Source organism: Actinomycetospora corticicola, from assembly GCF_013409505.1.
GTDB lineage: Bacteria > Actinomycetota > Actinomycetes > Mycobacteriales > Pseudonocardiaceae > Actinomycetospora > Actinomycetospora corticicola.
Genome location: NZ_JACCBN010000001.1, coordinates 35,005 through 51,341, shown reverse-complemented (window position 1 = coordinate 51,341; position 16,337 = coordinate 35,005). Strand labels below are relative to the sequence as shown.

The window sequence follows — 16,337 nt, the reverse complement described above, 5'->3', positions numbered from 1 at the left end:
CTAGCGTGCTCACCCATGGCGGAGGGACTGGCGGGCCCCGGCGGAGCGGGCGGCGTCGTGCTCGGGGTCGAGGAGGAGTTCCACCTCGTCGACCTCGACTCACGGTGCGCGGTGCCCCGGGTGCCCGAGATGCTCGACGAACTCGCGGCGCTCGACGCGGACGCCTTCGCGGCGGAGCTCAAGCCGTCGATCATCGAGACGAACTCCGACCCGACGTCGAGCCTGACCGACCTGCGGGCGGACCTGGTGCGGCTGCGCCGGATGCTGTTCTCACTGGCGGAGGACCGCGGCCTCGGCGTCGTCGGCGCGGGCAGCGTGCCGCTGGTGGAGGGCTCGCCGTCGGACATCACCCCGAACCCGCGCTACGAACGGATGCGCGACGAGTACCAGATGCTCGTCTTCGAGCAGCAGATCTGCGGCACGCAGGTGCACGTGGACGTCCCCGACCGGGACGCCGCCGTCGCCGTCATGCAGCACTCCGCGCCATGGCTCCCGGTGCTGCTCGCGCTCTCGGCGTCGAGCCCGTTCTGGCACTCCGAGGACACCGGCTACGCCAGCTCGCGCACCCTCGCCTGGCACCGCTGGCCGACGGCGGGCCCCCCGGCCCCGCTCCGCGACGCCGCGGACTACGACGCCCTCATCGAGGACCTCGTGCGCTCGGGGACGATGTCCGACCCCGGCATGGTCTATTTCGACATGCGGCCCTCGGCGCACCAGAAGACCGTCGAGCTGCGGATCTGCGACGCCTCCCCCACCGTCGACGGCGTCGTGCTGATCGCCGGTCTGGCCCGGGCGCTGACGACGTACGGCATCCGCGCGCACCTGGAGGGACGCCCGCAGCCGCGGTACCGCCCGGAGCTGCTCCGCGCCGCCTCGTGGCGCGCCGCCCGCTCGGGCGTGGAGGGCGACCTCGTCGACGTGACCGGTCGCGAGCTGGTGCCGCCGTCGCGGGCGGTCCGGATGCTCCTCGACCACCTGCGCGACGACCTCGAGGAGGCCGGCGACTGGGACGTCGTCTCCGACCTGGCGCTCCAGGCCCTCGACAAGGGCTCGAGTGCCGCCCGGCAGCGGCAGCGGTTCGCGCGGACCGGCACGCTCGAGGGCGTCGTCGACCTGCTCGTCGCCGAGACCCGGGGCGAACCGCAGGTCGACGTCGTGCTGCCCGTCCCCGAGGTGGCCGCGCCCGTCCTGCTCGGCGGCTACCACCCGCCGTCGTACGACGAGGCGGTGGACACCGACGGGCACGTCCGGCCCACCTACGCGTGGATGGTGTCCGCGCTCGAGCGCATCGGGCCCGGCGGCCTGCTGGCCCACGAGAAGAGCCGCGACGCCGAGCAGCGGGCGCGCTCGATGTTCTTCCCGCAGCCCGACGACCCGGAGCGGCTCTTCCCGCTCGACCTCATCCCGCGCCTCATCACCGCGCAGGACTGGGCGGGGCTCTCGGCCGGACTCGTGCAGCGGGCCCGGACCCTCGAGGCGCTGCTGCAGGACCTGCACGGCGAGCGGGCCTGCCTGGCCGACGGGGTGCTGCCGCGTGCGGCCCTGCGGTGGCTGCCCGAGCCCGGCGACGCCTCGTCGCTGGTCCCGGCCGGTGCCACCCGGGCACTGATCAGCGGGCTGGACGTGGTCTGCGACGGCGAGGGCCGCTGGAAGGTCCTCGAGGACAACCTGCGCATCCCGTCGGGCATCGGGTACGCGATGGCCGACCGACGCGTGGTGCGCTCGGTGCTGCCCGAGCTCCAGGCTCCCGAGGGCGTCGTGGACTCCGACGAGGGCCCTGCGGTGCTGCGCGCCGCGCTGCTCTCCTGCGCGCCGCCCGCCGCCGGGGACGACCCGTCGCTGGTGGTGCTCACCGAGGGACCGCACGACTCGGCGTACTTCGAGCACGCGATGCTCGCCGAGGAGATGGGCGTCCCGCTGCTCGAACCCTCCGGGATCCGGGTGACCGACGACGGGACGCTCACGGTCGCGGTGACCGGGCGGCGGATCGACGTGGCCTACCGGCGCATCGACGAGGAGAAGCTCTACGCCTCGCCGGACGCCGACGGGCGCACGCTGCGCGACCCGATGCAGGCCGCGGTGTCCGAGGGCCGGTTCGCACTGCTCAACACCCCCGGCAACGGGCTGGTCGACGACAAGGCCGTCTACCCCTACGTCCGCGCGCTCACCGAGTACTACCTCGGGGAGAAGGCGCTGCTCGACGACGTCACGACCTACTCCTGCGCCGAGCCGGACCAGCTCGCGCACGTCCTGGAGCACCTGGACACGCTCGTGCTCAAGCCGGTCGACGGCTACGGCGGGGCGGGCATCGTGATCGGGCGGGACGCGTCGGAGCAGGAACTGCGGGAGGCGGCGGCGGACCTGCGGGCGAACCCGGCCAGCTACGTCGCGCAGGAGACCATCGAGATCTCCACGCACCCGACGTTCACCGGCGCCGACCTCGCGCCGCGGGTCGTCGACCTCCGGGCCTTCGTGGTGTTGGGTGACGCCCCGGCGGTGCTGCCGACCCCCCTGACGCGAGTCGCGCCCGCCGGGAGCCTCGTGGTCAACTCGTCACGCGGTGGCGGGTCGAAGGACACGTGGATCCTGCGCTGACCGCGAGACGCGGCGGGGCGGACCCCGACCCGCGCCTTCCCTGCAGGCGAGACCCGGGACCCGGGTCGCGAGAGGAGTCGTCGCATGTGCGGCATCGCCGGTGAGTTCCGGTTCGACGGGGGCGCCGCCCAGGTCCGGGCGGTCCTCGCGATGGCGCAGGTGCTCGAGCCGCGCGGCCCCGACGGCTGGGGCGTGGTCGGGCACGGCCCGCTGGCGCTCGCCCACCAGCGCCTGCAGATCATTGACCTCACCGAGACCGGGGCGCAGCCCATGGTCGACGCCGAGCTCGGCCTGACCGCGGTCTTCAACGGGTGCATCTACAACTACCCGGAGCTGCGCGAGGAGCTGGGCGCCGAGGGCTACCGGTTCTTCTCCACCTCGGACACCGAGGTGATCATCAAGGCCTTCCACCGGTGGGGCCAGCGGTGCGTGGAGCACTTCAAGGGCATGTTCGCCTTCGCGATCGCCGACCGGGCCACCGGCCGGCTCACCCTGGGCCGGGACCGCCTCGGCATCAAGCCGCTCTACGTCGCCCCGGTGGCCGGCGCACTGCGCTTCGCGTCGTCGCTGCCCGCCCTGCTCGCCGCGGGCGGCGTCGACACCTCGATCGACCCCGTGGCCCTGCACCACTACATGAGCTTCCACGCCGTGGTGCCCGCCCCCCGGACGATCCTCGCGGGCGTCGGCAAGCTCCCGCCCGCCGTCGTCCGGACCGTGGAGCCGGACGGGTCCTCGAGCGACTGGACCTACTGGGAGCCGGAGTTCGTGCGCGGCGGCGTCGAGCACACCGAGGAGGAGTGGGCCGAGATCGCGCTGGAGTCGCTGCGCACGGCCGTCCGTCGGCGCATGGTCGCCGACGTCCCGGTCGGGGTGCTGCTCTCCGGCGGCATCGACTCGTCGATCGTGGTGGCCCTGCTCGCCGAGGAGGGCCAGCAGGACCTCAAGACCTTCTCGATCGGCTTCGAGTCCGAGGGCGGGCAGAGTGGCGACGAGTTCGACTACTCCGACCTGGTCGCGAAGACCTACGGCACCGACCACACCCGGATCGAGGTGCCGAAGATCGAGACCGACGAGGCGCTGCCCGGTGCCGTCGCGGCGATGTCGGAGCCGATGACCAGCCACGACGTCGTCGCGTTCTACCTCCTCTCCCGGGAGGTCTCGCGGTCGATCAAGGTGGTGCAGTCCGGTCAGGGCGCCGACGAGGTGCTCGGCGGCTACGACTGGTACCCGCCGATCGCGCGGGTCGGCCGCGAGGGCGCCGTCGACGCCTACCACCGGGCCTTCTTCGACCGGCCGTCCGAGGCGCTCGCCGACCTCGTCGCGCCCGAGTTCCTGACGGCGGGTGACCCGTCGCTCGACCTCGTCCGCACGCACTTCGCCCGGCGCGGCGCCGACGAGGCGGTCGACGCCGCCCTGCGGCTCGACACCACCGTGATGCTCGTCGACGACCCGGTGAAGCGGGTCGACAACATGACGATGGCCTGGGGCCTCGAGGCGCGCGTGCCGTTCCTCGACCACGACTTCGTCGACACCATGGGCGCCTGCCCGCCGGCGTACAAGATGGCGGACGGCGGGAAGGGCGTGCTGAAGGCCGCGTCCCGCGGTGTGCTGCCCGACGAGATCATCGACCGGAAGAAGGGCTACTTCCCGGTCCCGGCGATCCGCCAGCTCTCCGGGCCCGTGCTGGAGCGCGTCACCGCGGCGCTCACCGACCCGGCGGCGAAGCGACGGGGCCTGTTCCGGCCCGACGCGGTCGCGACGATGCTCGACGACCCGAACTCGGGTCGGACCAACCTCGGTGCCAACGCACTGTGGCAGGTCGCACTCCTGGAGATGTGGCTGCAGGCCCACGAGATCGACTGACGTAGGTTCGCCCTCCGCCCCTGCGGCAGCGAAGCGTCGTTGCTGTCGTCCAGTGGCAGGAGAACCACATCGTCGGGAACGGATCGGGAGGTCGGCAGCGGTGGACGAGTGGATCGGGGCCACCCGGTGCTGGTCGCCCAGCCCGTCGCCCGACGGCACCACGATCGCGTTCGTCTGGGACGGTGACGGGCGGCCCGACGTGCGGCTGCACGAGCGGCGAACCGGCCGGGAGTGGTCCCTCGACACGGGGGACGACCTCGTCTCCACCGTGCGCTGGTCCCCCGACGGGCAGTGGCTCGCGGTCGAGGCGGCGGCCGACGGCGGCGAGCGGACGAACGTGTTCGTCGTCCGCCCGGACGGCACCGGGATGCGCCCCGTCCGCGGGGTCGGGGACGACGACCGCGGCGCCGTCTCGCTCGACCGCTGGACCCACACCGGCGCCGTCCTCGCCGTCACCGAGTCCGACTACGAGACGACGACGGCGTGGCTGGTCGACGTCGACACCGACCTGCGCCAGCGGCTCGGCTCCGGCCACGCGCTGCAGATCCTCGACGTGTCGCGCGACCGGCGCCGGGTGCTCCTGCGCCGGGGACGCCGCGGGTCGCGGCACGTGGGGATCGTCGACCTCGACGGCACCGAGGGCTGGCACGAGATCGACAGCCGCCGCGGCCCGGGCGGCCCGCCCGGCGCCGTCGAGCACCCCGTCGCGATCACCCGCGACTCCTCGGTGGTCGCCGCCCGCTTCACCCCGGACGGCACCCGCATGCTCATCCTCACCGACGGCGGGCGCGAGCGGGCCGCCCTGGTGAGCGTGGACGTGGCCACCGACGCGAGCCCGAGGTTCCCCGAGGTCCTGGCCGAACGGGTGGACGCGGAGCTCGAGCGGTTCGCCCTCGCCGAGGACGCGGGCACCGCGGCGCTCGTGTGGAACGCCCTGGGCCGCAGCGAGGTGGACCTGCTCGACCTCGCCACCGGCAAGCCCGTGTCCTACACCCCGCCCGGCGACGTCGTGACCTCCGCCGTGTTCAGCCACGACGCCGACTCGCTCGTGCTCGGCATCCAGTCGCCGTCGGTCCCGGCCGCGGTGTGGTGCCACGAGCTGTCCTCCCAGACCACGGCGCTGATCTGCCCACCGGACGGGCCGCGGGCGCCGGTCGTGCACCCGACGTTGGAGACGGTGACGACGCCGGACGGCCTCGCCCTGCCCGGCTGGCTCTACCGCCCACCCGGCACGGTCGGCCCGATGCCGACGCTCATCTACCTCCACGGTGGCCCGGAGGCCCAGGAGCGGCCGGTGTTCACCCCGCTCTACCAGGTGCTGCTGCAGCACGGGATCGCCGTGTACGCCGCGAACGTGCGCGGGTCGTCCGGCTTCGGCCGGTCCTTCGTCAACGCCGACGACGGGGCCGGTCGGTTCGCCGCGATCCGCGACGTCGCCTCGTGCGTCGAGCACCTCGTCGGAACAGGGGTCGCCGACGCCGCCCGGGTTGGTGTCATGGGCCGCTCCTACGGCGGCTACCTGACCCTCGCGGCACTGGTGAACCACCCGGAGCTGTTCGCCGTCGGCGTCGACGTCTGCGGGATGGCCGACTTCGAGACGTTCTTCGCCCGCACCGAGCCGTGGATCGCCGACGCCGCCGTCGGCGAGTACGGGCACCCGATCCACGACCGCAACCTGCTCCGCGAGCTCTCCCCCGTGCACCGCATGGAGCGCCTGGCCGCGCCGCTGCTCGTGGTGCACGGACGCAACGACACCAACGTCCCGGTGCACGAGGCCGAGCTCGCGGTGCACGGCGCGAAGGCGGCCGGCGTCGACGTGCGCTACCTGCTCTTCGAGGACGAGGGCCACGAGATCCAGCGCCTCGACAACCGCCGCACGTTCGTCCACGCGGTCACCGACTGGCTGACCACGCACTTCGGCCTCACCGCCACCACGCCGCCGCGAGGGGAACCCTCACACCGCTAGAGCGCCCGGAGCCTCCCCTCATGCGCCCGGCCGAGGCCGAACACCTCGGGGCCCCGTCCCGACGACGGGTGGGCGCCCCAGGGCAGCACGGTCACCTCGCCCGTCGGGGACGGGTCCTCGAACGGCTCCGGCAGCCACGGTTCGAGCGGCAGCGGGTCGGCGGCGTAGGGATCGGCCGACGGCGTCCACGCCGGCTCCGGCGCGGGCCGCAGCGCCCGGACGGGCGCGAGCGGCGGGACGGGTGCGTGCGGCGGGGCGGGTGCGAGCGGCGGGGCCGGCGCGAGCGGCGGGCCCGGGACCCGCGCGCCCACCGGCACCGACCCGCCGTCGGGAACACCCCGCTCCCCGCGTGGCAGGAAAGCGTCGTCGCTGTCACCCCGAGGCAGCGACGACGCACCGCTGCCACGGCGGGTGAGCCGCCCGACGAGCGCGGGCAGATCCACGAGCGCCGGGCCGGACCAGCGCTCCTCGATGCCGGCGACCCGCCACGTGCCCAGCCCGAGGACGAGCCCGAAGACGACGTGGCCGAGGAACGACAGCGTCACCGTGACCGGCGTCAGCGGGAACATCAGCTGCTGGCCGCGCGGGAGCAGCACCGTCGCCATGAGCCCGCACCAGGTCGGGCCGACCGCGAACAGCACCGCCGCGCCCACCGTCCACCGCGGGCCGAGCCGGCGCAGACCGGTCGCGGCAGCGAGGGTCACGAAGACGACGCCGAGCCCCCCGCCGTCCCCCGCGTAGCGCCACACGTAGCCCGCGACCCCGCCGAGGACCTGCTCGGAGCGGTCGACGTCGAGCAGCCAGGTGCCCATCGTCGGGATGAAGTCGTCCCACCAGCCGAGGAGCGCGACGGTGTCGAGCCGGAACACGTCGTAGACGGCCGTCGCGACGATCCCCCAGCGCAGCCCGTCGAGCACGAGCCGGTCCTCCGGCACCGGCCGGAAGACCGCGAGGAGCACGAGCACCGCGGCGGCCGGGACGATCACCAGACCGGCCGAGACGTGCATCGGCACGAGCCCGCCGACGTGCGCGGTGATCGACAGCAACGGCAGCGCCGCGAGCACGAGGTGGGGGACCACCCGCGGGTTCACCGGTGCCCCCCGGCGTGGGCGACGCCCGCGTTCTTGTGGCCGGACATCGCGGCCGCGAAGTTCTTCGTGACGGCGAGCTCGTCGCTCCGACCGCGCGGCCCGGCGGCGGTGGCGTCGTCGGCGCCCTGCTCGCACCGCTCGGCGTCATTGATGCAGTCCGCGCCGGCCTGGGCGCGCGACTCGGTGGAGAGGTACTCGAGCAGGGCATGGTCGGTGACCGGGTCGTGCTGCTGCTCGGGGAAGCTGTCGATGGCGAACGAACGGCCCGGCGGCTGGTCGTAGGACACCGTGATGCGCAGCGCCGGCACCGGGATCAGGTCCCCGTCGCACTCCCCGGTCTCGTCGGGGTACTGCAGGTGGCTGACGAAGTCCACCGACGACAGGTCCTCGCCGTTCCAGCAGCTCGGGAAGTCGTACACCCGCTGCAGCTGCGCCCCCGACGGACAGATCGGGTAGCGCTCGGTCAGCCGGTCGGCGAACCCGGAGCAGGTGAACTTCGAGTTCGACCCCTCCCCCGTGCTCCCCGCCTTCGCCGAACCCGTGATCAGCTGCATGTTCAGCGGCATCGGCTCGGTGCGCTGCGTGCCGTGCCCGTGGAAGGTGTAGTCGACCGAGGCGGGCACGATGAACGACCCGATGTTCCCGTCCAGGCTCCCGCCGTCCATCCCGACGTCGGGTCCGACCCCCTCCAGGTCACGCAGGACCGGCCAGAAGATCGGCGACCTGTCGCCGTTCGTGCAGGTCGTCTCCGCCTGCTCGAGGGCGTCCTGGTTCTCCGACGACGCCGCGTTCGTCGACTCGTTGCCCGCGTAGTCGTGGGTGTGTTGGGCGCCGTTGCGTTTGCCGGGGGCGACGATGAAGTTGTCGGAGTTGTGGTGGTCGGAGAGCGGGCAGGAGAACGAGTAGCTGCCGCCGGAGAAGTCGCCGCCGTTCTTGATGTTGCCGTTCGGCTCGACGTCGTCGATGTTGACGTACTCCTGCGCGGACGCCCGGCCGATCTGGTCGCGCCCCTCGAAACCGCCCTCGCCCGCAGTGGCGGCGGACCCGTTCTCCTGACTGCCGGAGTCCTTGTCGCCCGAGTCCTCGTCGCCCGAGTCCTCGTCCTCGCCGGACTTGTCGCTGCCCGAGCTCTTGTCGGCCCCGGACTTTTCCTCGCCGGACTTGTCCTTGCCCGAGTCCTCGTCGTCGCCGGACCCGTCGTCGCCGTCGCCCTCGTCGTCCGTGTCCGCGACGAGCACCACCCCGACCGCGGCCGCCGCCTGCCGGGCCACCGTCCCGATCGCGCTCGCGAGTCCGAGCGGCACCCCGACGCCGAAGATCAGCACCAGCGCGACGAACACGGCCACGAGCTCCGCTCGTCGCCGGCCGGGCGCGGTCCGCCGCATCACCCACCTCCGCGAGCGGACGCTAGAGAAGCGGGCCGGGCCGTGGGTGCGCTTTGGACAAACTCGCGCCGCCGAGGTGCACACTACGCAGGTCCGAGCGCTACCGGACCTGCCCCACGTGACCCTCGGCGCGGCCGTCGCGGGCAGTCCGCGCCCGGGTCACCGGACTTCAGTGGCATGGCGGCACCCTGACGGCGCTCCGTGCCACGGAAGTTCGCCGACCTGGACCCGCAGCAGCCGGGACTCCCCCGACACCATCCGAGTCACCACGACTCGGTTCCGCAGACATGGATCGCGCCCCGGACGGCACCCGCCCACCCCGAGATGCACACCATGCACGCCCACGCCGTCGAGAACCTGCCCCTCGTCACCCTCGCGGCCGGCCCGGCCCTCGGGGCTCCCCCACACTGGGCCCCGTGCGACCCGGACCCGTGGCCCGCCTGATCGCCCTCGTCGTCCTGGTCGCCGCCGGCGTGGCCACCTTCCTCGGGCTCCGCCCGCCCGACCCGGTCCCCGCCGACACCCCGGCCACGGAGTTCAGCGCCGCGCGGGCCCTCCCCGTGGTCGCCGACATCGCCCGCGAGCCCCGTCCCCTGGGCAGCGCCGCGAACGCGCGGGTCCGCGACGACCTCGACGCCCGCCTCACCACGCTGGGCCTGACGCCGCGGGTCGAGAGCCCGTTCGGCAACGTCGTCGCGACCCTCCCCGGCACCGCACCGACCGGGCAGGTCGTCCTCGCCGCGCACGTCGACTCCGTCCCGCAGGGACCGGGCGCCGCCGACGACGCCGCCGCGGTGGCCGCCGTCCTGGAGACCGTCCGCGCCCTGCGGGCCGGCCCGCCCCTGCGCAACGACGTCACCGTCCTGCTCACGAACGGCGAGGAGGCCGGGCTCCTCGGCATCCGGCAGTGGCGCCCGCCGAGCACGCCGATCGTCGTCCTCAACCACGAGGCCCGCGGCGTCTCCGGGGCGAGCCTGCTGTTCCGCACCTCACCGGGGAACGCCGGGCTGGTCCACGCGATGCGGGCCGTGCCGCACCCGGCGGGCGACTCCAGCCTCGTCGCGATCTTCCGCCTGCTGCCGAACGACACCGACCTGTCCGTCGTCATCCCCGCCGGCCGGCCCGGCATCGACTCGGCGTTCGTCGAGGAGCCGGAGAAGTACCACACGGCCGCCGACAGCCCGGCGAACCTCGACCCCGCGAGCATCCAGAGCCAGGGGTCCACGATGCTCGCTCTCGCCCGCGAGCTCGGGGCCACCGACCTCGCCCCGCTCGACCCGACGGCGAGCGACCTGCCCCCGCAGCCCGACGCCGTCTACTTCCCCCTGGGCGACGTCCTGGTCACCTACCCGGTCGCCTGGGAGTGGCCGCTCGCGGGGCTCGCCGTCGTCGGCCTCGTCGTCGTCGCGGCCCTGGCCCGCCGCCGGGAGCTCCTGACCACCCGCGACGCCCTGCTCGCCGGCGCGACGAGCCCGCTGCCCCTCGTCGGCGCCGCGGCGCTCGCGATCGGACTCTGGCAGCTCCTGCTCGTGCTCCGCCCCGAGTACGCGGACCGCCCGTTCCTGGACCGGCCGGTGCCCTACGAGGTCGCCACCGTCGCGCTCGCCGTCCTCGCCGTCTCGGTCTGGCACGTCCGGGTGCGACGACGGGTCGGGCCGTGCGCGGCCGCCCTCGGCGCCGCCGCGCCGCTCGCCGTGCTCGGCCTCCTCGCCGCCGCGTTCGTCCCCGGCGCCGCCTTCCTGACGACGTGGCCCGCGCTCGGCCTCGTCATCGGGCAGGCGCTGTCGGTCGCGACGAGGAACAGCACGGCGGCCACCGTGCTCGCCGCCGTGCCGTCGGTCGTGTTCCTCGCCCCGTTCGCGGTCGCGGCGTTCGGGATCGGAGGTGTCGCCACCCCGATCCCGGCCGTCGCGTTCGCGCTGCTCGGCCTGCCCGTCGTCGCCGTCCTCGACCCGGCCGGCCGACGGGCCGCGGCCCTGCCCGCGCTCGCCCTCGTCGTCGCCGTCGGGGCGACCGCGGTGGGGGTGGCCTAGAGCTGGATCGACTTCACCTCGAGGAACTCCTCCAGCCCGTAGCGCCCGAGCTCGCGGCCCGTGCCGGACTGCTTGTAGCCGCCGAACGGGGCGAGCGGGTTGAAGGCGCCGCCGTTGACGTCGACCTGCCCCGTCCGCATCCGGCGCGCGACCTCGATCCCGCGCTCCTGCGACCCGGCGAACACCGCCCCCGCGAGCCCGTAGATGGTGTTGTTGGCGATCGACACGGCCTCGTCGACGTCGGAGTACGGCAGCACCGAGAGCACCGGGCCGAAGATCTCCTCCTGGGCGATCGTCATGTCCGGCCGCACCCCGGCGAAGATCGTCGGCCGCACGTAGGCGCCGTCGGCCAGGCCGTCGGGCATCCCGGGCCCGCCGACCGCGAGCTCCGCGCCCTCCTCGACGCCGCGCGCGATGTAGCCCTCCACCCGCTCCTGCTGCATCGCCGACGACATCGGCCCGATCCGCACCGACTCGTCGGTGGGGTCGCCGACGGTGTACTTGGCGGCCGCGGCGACGAGCTGCTCGACGACGGAGTCGTGCAGCGACGCCGGCACCAGCAGCCGCGTCCACGCCGTGCAGGTCTGGCCGCCGTTGATGAAGCAGTTGCCGAGCCCGACCTTGACCGCCTTCGTCAGGTCGGCGTCGTCGAGCACGATGTTGGCCGACTTGCCGCCCAGCTCGAGGGCGACCCGCTTGATCGTCCCAGCCGCCACCTCCTGCACCCGGCGCCCGGCCCCGACCGACCCGGTGAACGACACCATGTCGACCCCCGGGTGCGCCGCGAGCGCCTCGCCGGCCTCGGGTCCGGTGCCGTGCACGACGTTGAACACGCCGGCCGGGAGGCCCGCGTCCGCCGCGATCTCCGCGAGCGCACCCGCCGTCAGGGGCGCGATCTCCGAGGGCTTGAGCACCACCGTGCACCCCGCGACGAGCGCGGGCGCGACCTTCGCGACCACCTGGTGCAGCGGGTAGTTCCACGGCGTGATCGCGCCGACCACGCCGACCGGCTCGCGCACGACGAGGGAGTTGCCGATCTCCTCGGACCACGCGAAGTCCTCGGCCAGGGCCGCGACGCCCTTCGAGGTCGCCATCGGCATCCCGATCTGGACGCTGCGGGCGAACGTGATCGGCGAGCCCATCTCCGCCGTGATCGAGCGCGCGAGCTCCTCGTGACGGGCCTTGATGCCCTCGCGGATGCGCAGCACCATCGCGGCACGGTCGGCGACCGGTACCCGCGACCACGAGACGAACGCCTGCCGGGCCGCCAGCACCGCGGCGTCGATCTCGGCCGCCCCGCCGCGGGGCACCTCGGCGAGGACGGAGCCGTCCGCCGGGTTCACGACCTCGATCGAGCCGTTCCCGCCGGTGGCCCGCGCCCCGTCGATCCAGTGGTCGGTCAGCGTCCCGATGCTCGCGCTCATGCCGTGAATTGTTCCTGACGCCGGGTCGCGCTGCCGGTCACGACTGACGGTTTCCGTCGGCGGTATGTGATACACCGAGTCCGGCACACGAGCCGCCGACCTCCGAGGAGCCGTATGCGCACCGCCCTGACCGAGCTGCTGGGCGTCGAGCACCCGCTCGTCGGCTTCAACCGCTCCCCCGCGGTGGTCGCCGCGGTGACCAACGCCGGCGGGTACGGGGTGCTGGCCGCCAGCATGTACACCCCGGCCGAGCTGGACGCCCAGCTGCACTGGATCGAGGAGCAGGTCCAGGGCCGCCCCTACGGCGTCGACCTGCTCGTGCCGGAGAAGTTCGCCGTCGGCGACCCCGACCAGCTGGTCGCGAGCCTGCGCGCGCAGATCCCCGACGAGCACCGGGCGTTCGTCGACGCGCTGCTCGAGGAGTACGGGGTCCCCGCCGACGCGCACGACCCCCGGGAGGACACGAGCGACGAGATCGCCGCCGCGATCAACCCGGCCGGCGCCGAGGCCCTGCTCGACGTCGCCTTCTCCCACCGGATCTCGATGGTCGCCAACGCCCTCGGCCCGCCCCCGGCCGACCTCGTCGAGCGGGCGCACGCCGCGGGCATCGTGGTCGCCTCGCTGGTCGGCGCGCGCAAGCACGCGGAACGCCAGCTCGCGGCCGGGGTCGACGTGCTCGTCGCCCAGGGGACCGAGGCGGGTGGGCACACGGGCACGGTCGCGACCACGGTCCTGACGCCGGAGGTGGTCGAGATCGCCGACGGCCGCCCGGTGCTCGCCGCGGGCGGCATCGCGACCGGCGATCAGATGGCCGCCGCCCTCGCCCTCGGCGCCGCCGGCGTGTGGTGCGGCTCGGTGTGGCTGGGCAGCCACGAGGACATCACGCCACTGCCGGTGAAGGAGAAGTTCCTCGCCGCCGGCAGCAGCGACACGCTGCGCTCGCGCACCATCACCGGCAAGCCGGCCCGACAGCTGCGCTCGGCCTGGCACGACGCGTGGGACCGCCCCGACGCCCCCGCCCCGCTGCCCCTCCCGCTGCAGCCGATGCTGATCGGCCGCGTGTGGGACCGGGTGCACGACGCCGCCGCCGCGGGGAACCCCGGCGCGATCGCGCTCGACACCTACTTCATCGGGCAGGTCGTCGGCGGGTTCCGAGAGCTCCGCGGTGCCGGCGACATCACACGCGACATGGTCGACGGCTGCCGGGCCCGCCTGCGCGCCCTCGGGGAGCTGGCGTCGTCGTGACCGACCGCACCCCCGTCGTCGTCGGGGTCGGCCAGGTCTCCGAGCGCCTGGACGAGCCCGGCTACCAGGGCCTCTCCCCGGTGGAGCTCGGCGCCGAGGCCGCCCGCCGGGCGCTCGCCGACACCGGCGCCGACCCGGCCGCGGTGGCCGCGCGCGTCGACCTCGTCGCGGCCGTCCGGCAGTTCGAGGCCTCCGCACCCGGGGCCGTCGCGCCCCTCGGGGGTTCGGACAACGTGCCGCGCTCGATCGCGTCCCGCGTGGGCGCCGAGCCGCGCGTCGCCGTGCTCGCGGTCGTCGGCGGCCAGACCCCGCAGTCCCTCGTCACGGAGGCGTCCGGCCGCATCGCCGCCGGCGAGATCGACGTCGCGCTCCTCGTCGGGGCCGAGGCGATGTCCACGGCACGCCACCTGCTGACGAAGGTCGCCGAGGACGAGCGTCCCGACTGGAGCGAGCAGGTCGGCGGGCAGCTCGACGACCGCGGGCTCGGCCTGGAGACCTTCATCGTCCCCGAGCAGGTCGAGCACGACGTCCTCGCGCCGGTCGTCCAGTACGCCCTGTTCGAGCACGCGCGTCGCGGCCGGCTCAGGCTGGACCGCGAGGCGTACCGCCGCGACATGGCGGAGCTGTTCGCACCGTTCACCGAGGTGGCCGCGAAGCACCCGCACGCGGCGGCGCCCACGGTGCGCGGCGTGGACGAGCTGGCCACGCCGTCGGGCGACAACCGCCCCATCACCGACCCCTACCTGCGCTTCCTCGTGTCGCGGGACCAGGTCAACCAGGGCGCGGCCGTCGTCCTCGCGGCCACCGACGTCGCCCGGGAGCTGGGGATTCCCAGCGACGGTGGAGCCCGGTGGGTCCACCTGCACGGGCACGCGGACCTCGTCGAGCCCCCGGTGCTCGACCGCGCCGACCTCGGCGCGAGCCCGGCCGCGGCGACCGCGGTCCGCCGGGCCCTCGACCAGGCCGGGATCGGCCCGGACGACCTCGCGACGATCGACCTCTACAGCTGCTTCCCGATCGCCGTCCGGGTGGTCACCGACGCGCTCGGGCTCACCGCGGACGACCCGCGCGGGCTGACGGTCACCGGCGGCCTCCCGTTCTTCGGCGGTCCCGGCAACGACTACTCGATGCACGCCATCGCCGACACGGTCACCGCGCTGCGGGCCCGGCCGGGCACGTACGGGCTGGTCGGCGCCAACGGCGGCGCGATCCACAAGTACTCGGCCGGGGTCTACTCGACGCGCCCGGCCCCGTGGCAGGACGGCGACGACGCCGCTGCCCAGGCCGAGGTCGACGCGACCCACGCGAGCGGGGCGCCCGGGAAGGTCGCCCGCGTGGACGGCGCGGCGACCGTCGAGACCTACACCGTCGAGTACGGGCGTGACGGGCGGCCGTACGGGGCCGTGGTGGTCGGGCGGACGCACGACGACGGCCGGCGCTTCCTCGCCCGGGTCGCCCCGGACGACGCCGCCTCGCTGGAGGCCCTCGCGACGACGGACCCGCTCGGGCGGACCGTCACGGTCACCTCCGGCGAGCAGGGAAATCGCGTGGCGCTCTGAGGGTTCTCCTCGTCACCGGCCGGGCAGCCGGGACGATGGCTGACTTCAGCTCCACCACCACGGTCGACGCCTCACCCGACGACCTCTTCGCGTTCCTCTCCGACGTGGGCAACCTGCCCCGCTACTTCGCACGCATGACCAGCGCCGAGTCGACCGGCGGCAATGCCGTGCACACCACGGCCGAACTGCCGGACGGTTCCTCGGTCGAGGGCGAGGCGTGGTTCGAGGTCGACCGCGACGCCCAGCACCTCAGCTGGGGCGCGGAGGGGAGCAGCGAGTACCACGGGTATCTCGACGTGCGGCCCGCCGAGCACGGCGCGACCGTCGAGGTGCACATCCACACCACGCGGGTCGAGGCCGGGGACCACGAGGTCCAGAACGGCGTCGACGAGACCCTCGACCGGATCCGGACGCTCGTCGAGGAGCAGGGCGCGGCGGGCTGACCCGCCTCCCGACGGCGGGTGGCCGCGCCACCCGCCGTCGGGACGAGGTCCTAGTCGAAGGACAGCTCCGCGTCGCGCGTGCGCTTGAGCTCGTAGAAGTGCTCGTAGCCCGCGAGGAGCTTGGCGCCGTCCCACACCTGGCCGGCCTGCTCGCCCTTGGGGATGCGCGTCATGACGGGGCCGAAGAAGGCCGAGCCCTCGACGTGGATGACGGGCGTGCCCACGTCCATGCCCACGGGGTCCATGCCCTCGTGGTGGGACTTCTTGAGGGCGTCGTCGTGGTCGGTGGAGGTGGCCGCCTCGGCGAGCTCCGCCTCGAGGCCCACCTCGGCGAGCGACTTCGCGATCACGTCGTCGAAGTCCTTGTTGCCCTCGTTGTGAATCTTGGTGCCCATGGCGGTGTAGAGCGGCGCGAGGATCTCGTCCCCGTGCTTCTGCGCCGCGGCGATGCAGACGCGGACGGGCTTCCAGCCCTCCTCCATCATCGCCTGGTACTTCTCGTCGAGATCGCGGCCGGAGTTCAGCACCGACAGGCTCATGACGTGCCAGTGCACCTCGACATCGCGGACCTTCTCCACCTCGAGAACCCACCGCGAGGTGATCCACGCGAACGGGCAGAGCGGGTCGAACCAGAAATCGACCTTGGACTTGTCGGTGCTCATGTCTGGAGGCTTCCCTCGATCGACGACAGGTATCCGGGAGCAACGGTTCGAGGTACAAGTGTGTTCCGGGC

Annotated in this window: 11 protein-coding genes; 7 read left to right on the top strand and 4 right to left on the bottom strand. The window is 74.0% G+C overall.

The features are described from left to right. Nucleotides 1-15 precede the first annotated feature (15 nt). From BJ983_RS00170 to BJ983_RS31980, 3 genes are all read left to right on the top strand, one after another. Complete coding sequence (locus BJ983_RS00170; protein WP_179791942.1) at nt 16-2,595, top strand: carboxylate--amine ligase/circularly permuted type 2 ATP-grasp protein; 2,580 nt, start codon at nt 16-18, stop codon at nt 2,593-2,595. 84 nt (nt 2,596-2,679) lie between these two features. After that, a complete protein-coding gene (locus BJ983_RS00165) occupies nt 2,680-4,458 on the top strand; it encodes an N-acetylglutaminylglutamine amidotransferase (protein WP_179791941.1) in 1,779 nt (592 codons plus the stop codon). A 100-nt stretch (nt 4,459-4,558) separates the two neighbouring features. After that, complete coding sequence (locus BJ983_RS31980) at nt 4,559-6,424, top strand: prolyl oligopeptidase family serine peptidase (RefSeq protein ID WP_179791940.1); 1,866 nt, start codon at nt 4,559-4,561, stop codon at nt 6,422-6,424. On the opposite strand, the gene BJ983_RS00150 is transcribed toward BJ983_RS31980, so the two are convergent. Beyond that, nucleotides 6,421-7,503, bottom strand: coding sequence for a hypothetical protein (locus BJ983_RS00150; protein WP_218890019.1), 1,083 nt, complete (start codon nt 7,501-7,503; stop codon nt 6,421-6,423). The genes BJ983_RS31980 and BJ983_RS00150 overlap by 4 nt on opposite strands. Before the next feature lie 8 nt (nt 7,504-7,511). Then, nucleotides 7,512-8,861 (bottom strand): DUF1996 domain-containing protein, encoded by a 1,350-nt coding sequence (locus BJ983_RS00145; RefSeq protein ID WP_343053558.1) that lies wholly within the window; start codon nt 8,859-8,861, stop codon nt 7,512-7,514. 455 nt (nt 8,862-9,316) lie between these two features. On the opposite strand from BJ983_RS00145, the gene BJ983_RS00140 reads away from it, so the two are divergent. Then, nucleotides 9,317-10,933 (top strand): M28 family peptidase, encoded by a 1,617-nt coding sequence (locus BJ983_RS00140; RefSeq protein ID WP_179791937.1) that lies wholly within the window; start codon nt 9,317-9,319, stop codon nt 10,931-10,933. Here the strand turns inward: BJ983_RS00140 and BJ983_RS00135 are convergent. Next, a complete protein-coding gene (locus BJ983_RS00135; protein WP_179791936.1) occupies nt 10,930-12,357 on the bottom strand; it encodes an aldehyde dehydrogenase family protein in 1,428 nt (475 codons plus the stop codon). The two genes, BJ983_RS00140 and BJ983_RS00135, sit on opposite strands and share 4 nt — an antisense overlap. 114 nt (nt 12,358-12,471) lie before the next feature. On the opposite strand from BJ983_RS00135, the gene BJ983_RS00130 reads away from it, so the two are divergent. The 3 genes from BJ983_RS00130 to BJ983_RS00120 are packed head-to-tail and all read left to right on the top strand — an operon-like array spanning nt 12,472 to nt 15,604. Beyond that, entirely contained in the window at nt 12,472-13,602 is a 1,131-nt protein-coding gene (locus BJ983_RS00130) for a nitronate monooxygenase (protein ID WP_179791935.1), read from the top strand. Further along, a complete protein-coding gene (locus BJ983_RS00125) occupies nt 13,599-15,161 on the top strand; it encodes an acetyl-CoA acetyltransferase (RefSeq protein ID WP_179791934.1) in 1,563 nt (520 codons plus the stop codon). The genes BJ983_RS00130 and BJ983_RS00125 overlap by 4 nt, the downstream gene beginning before the upstream one ends. A 35-nt stretch (nt 15,162-15,196) precedes the next feature. Beyond that, a complete protein-coding gene (locus BJ983_RS00120; RefSeq protein WP_179791933.1) occupies nt 15,197-15,604 on the top strand; it encodes an SRPBCC family protein in 408 nt (135 codons plus the stop codon). A 50-nt stretch (nt 15,605-15,654) separates the two neighbouring features. On the opposite strand, the gene BJ983_RS00115 is transcribed toward BJ983_RS00120, so the two are convergent. After that, nucleotides 15,655-16,266: a mycothiol-dependent nitroreductase Rv2466c family protein gene (locus BJ983_RS00115; protein WP_179791932.1), complete on the bottom strand. Its 612-nt coding sequence runs from the start codon at nt 16,264-16,266 to the stop codon at nt 15,655-15,657. Between the last annotated feature and the right edge of the window lie 71 nt (nt 16,267-16,337).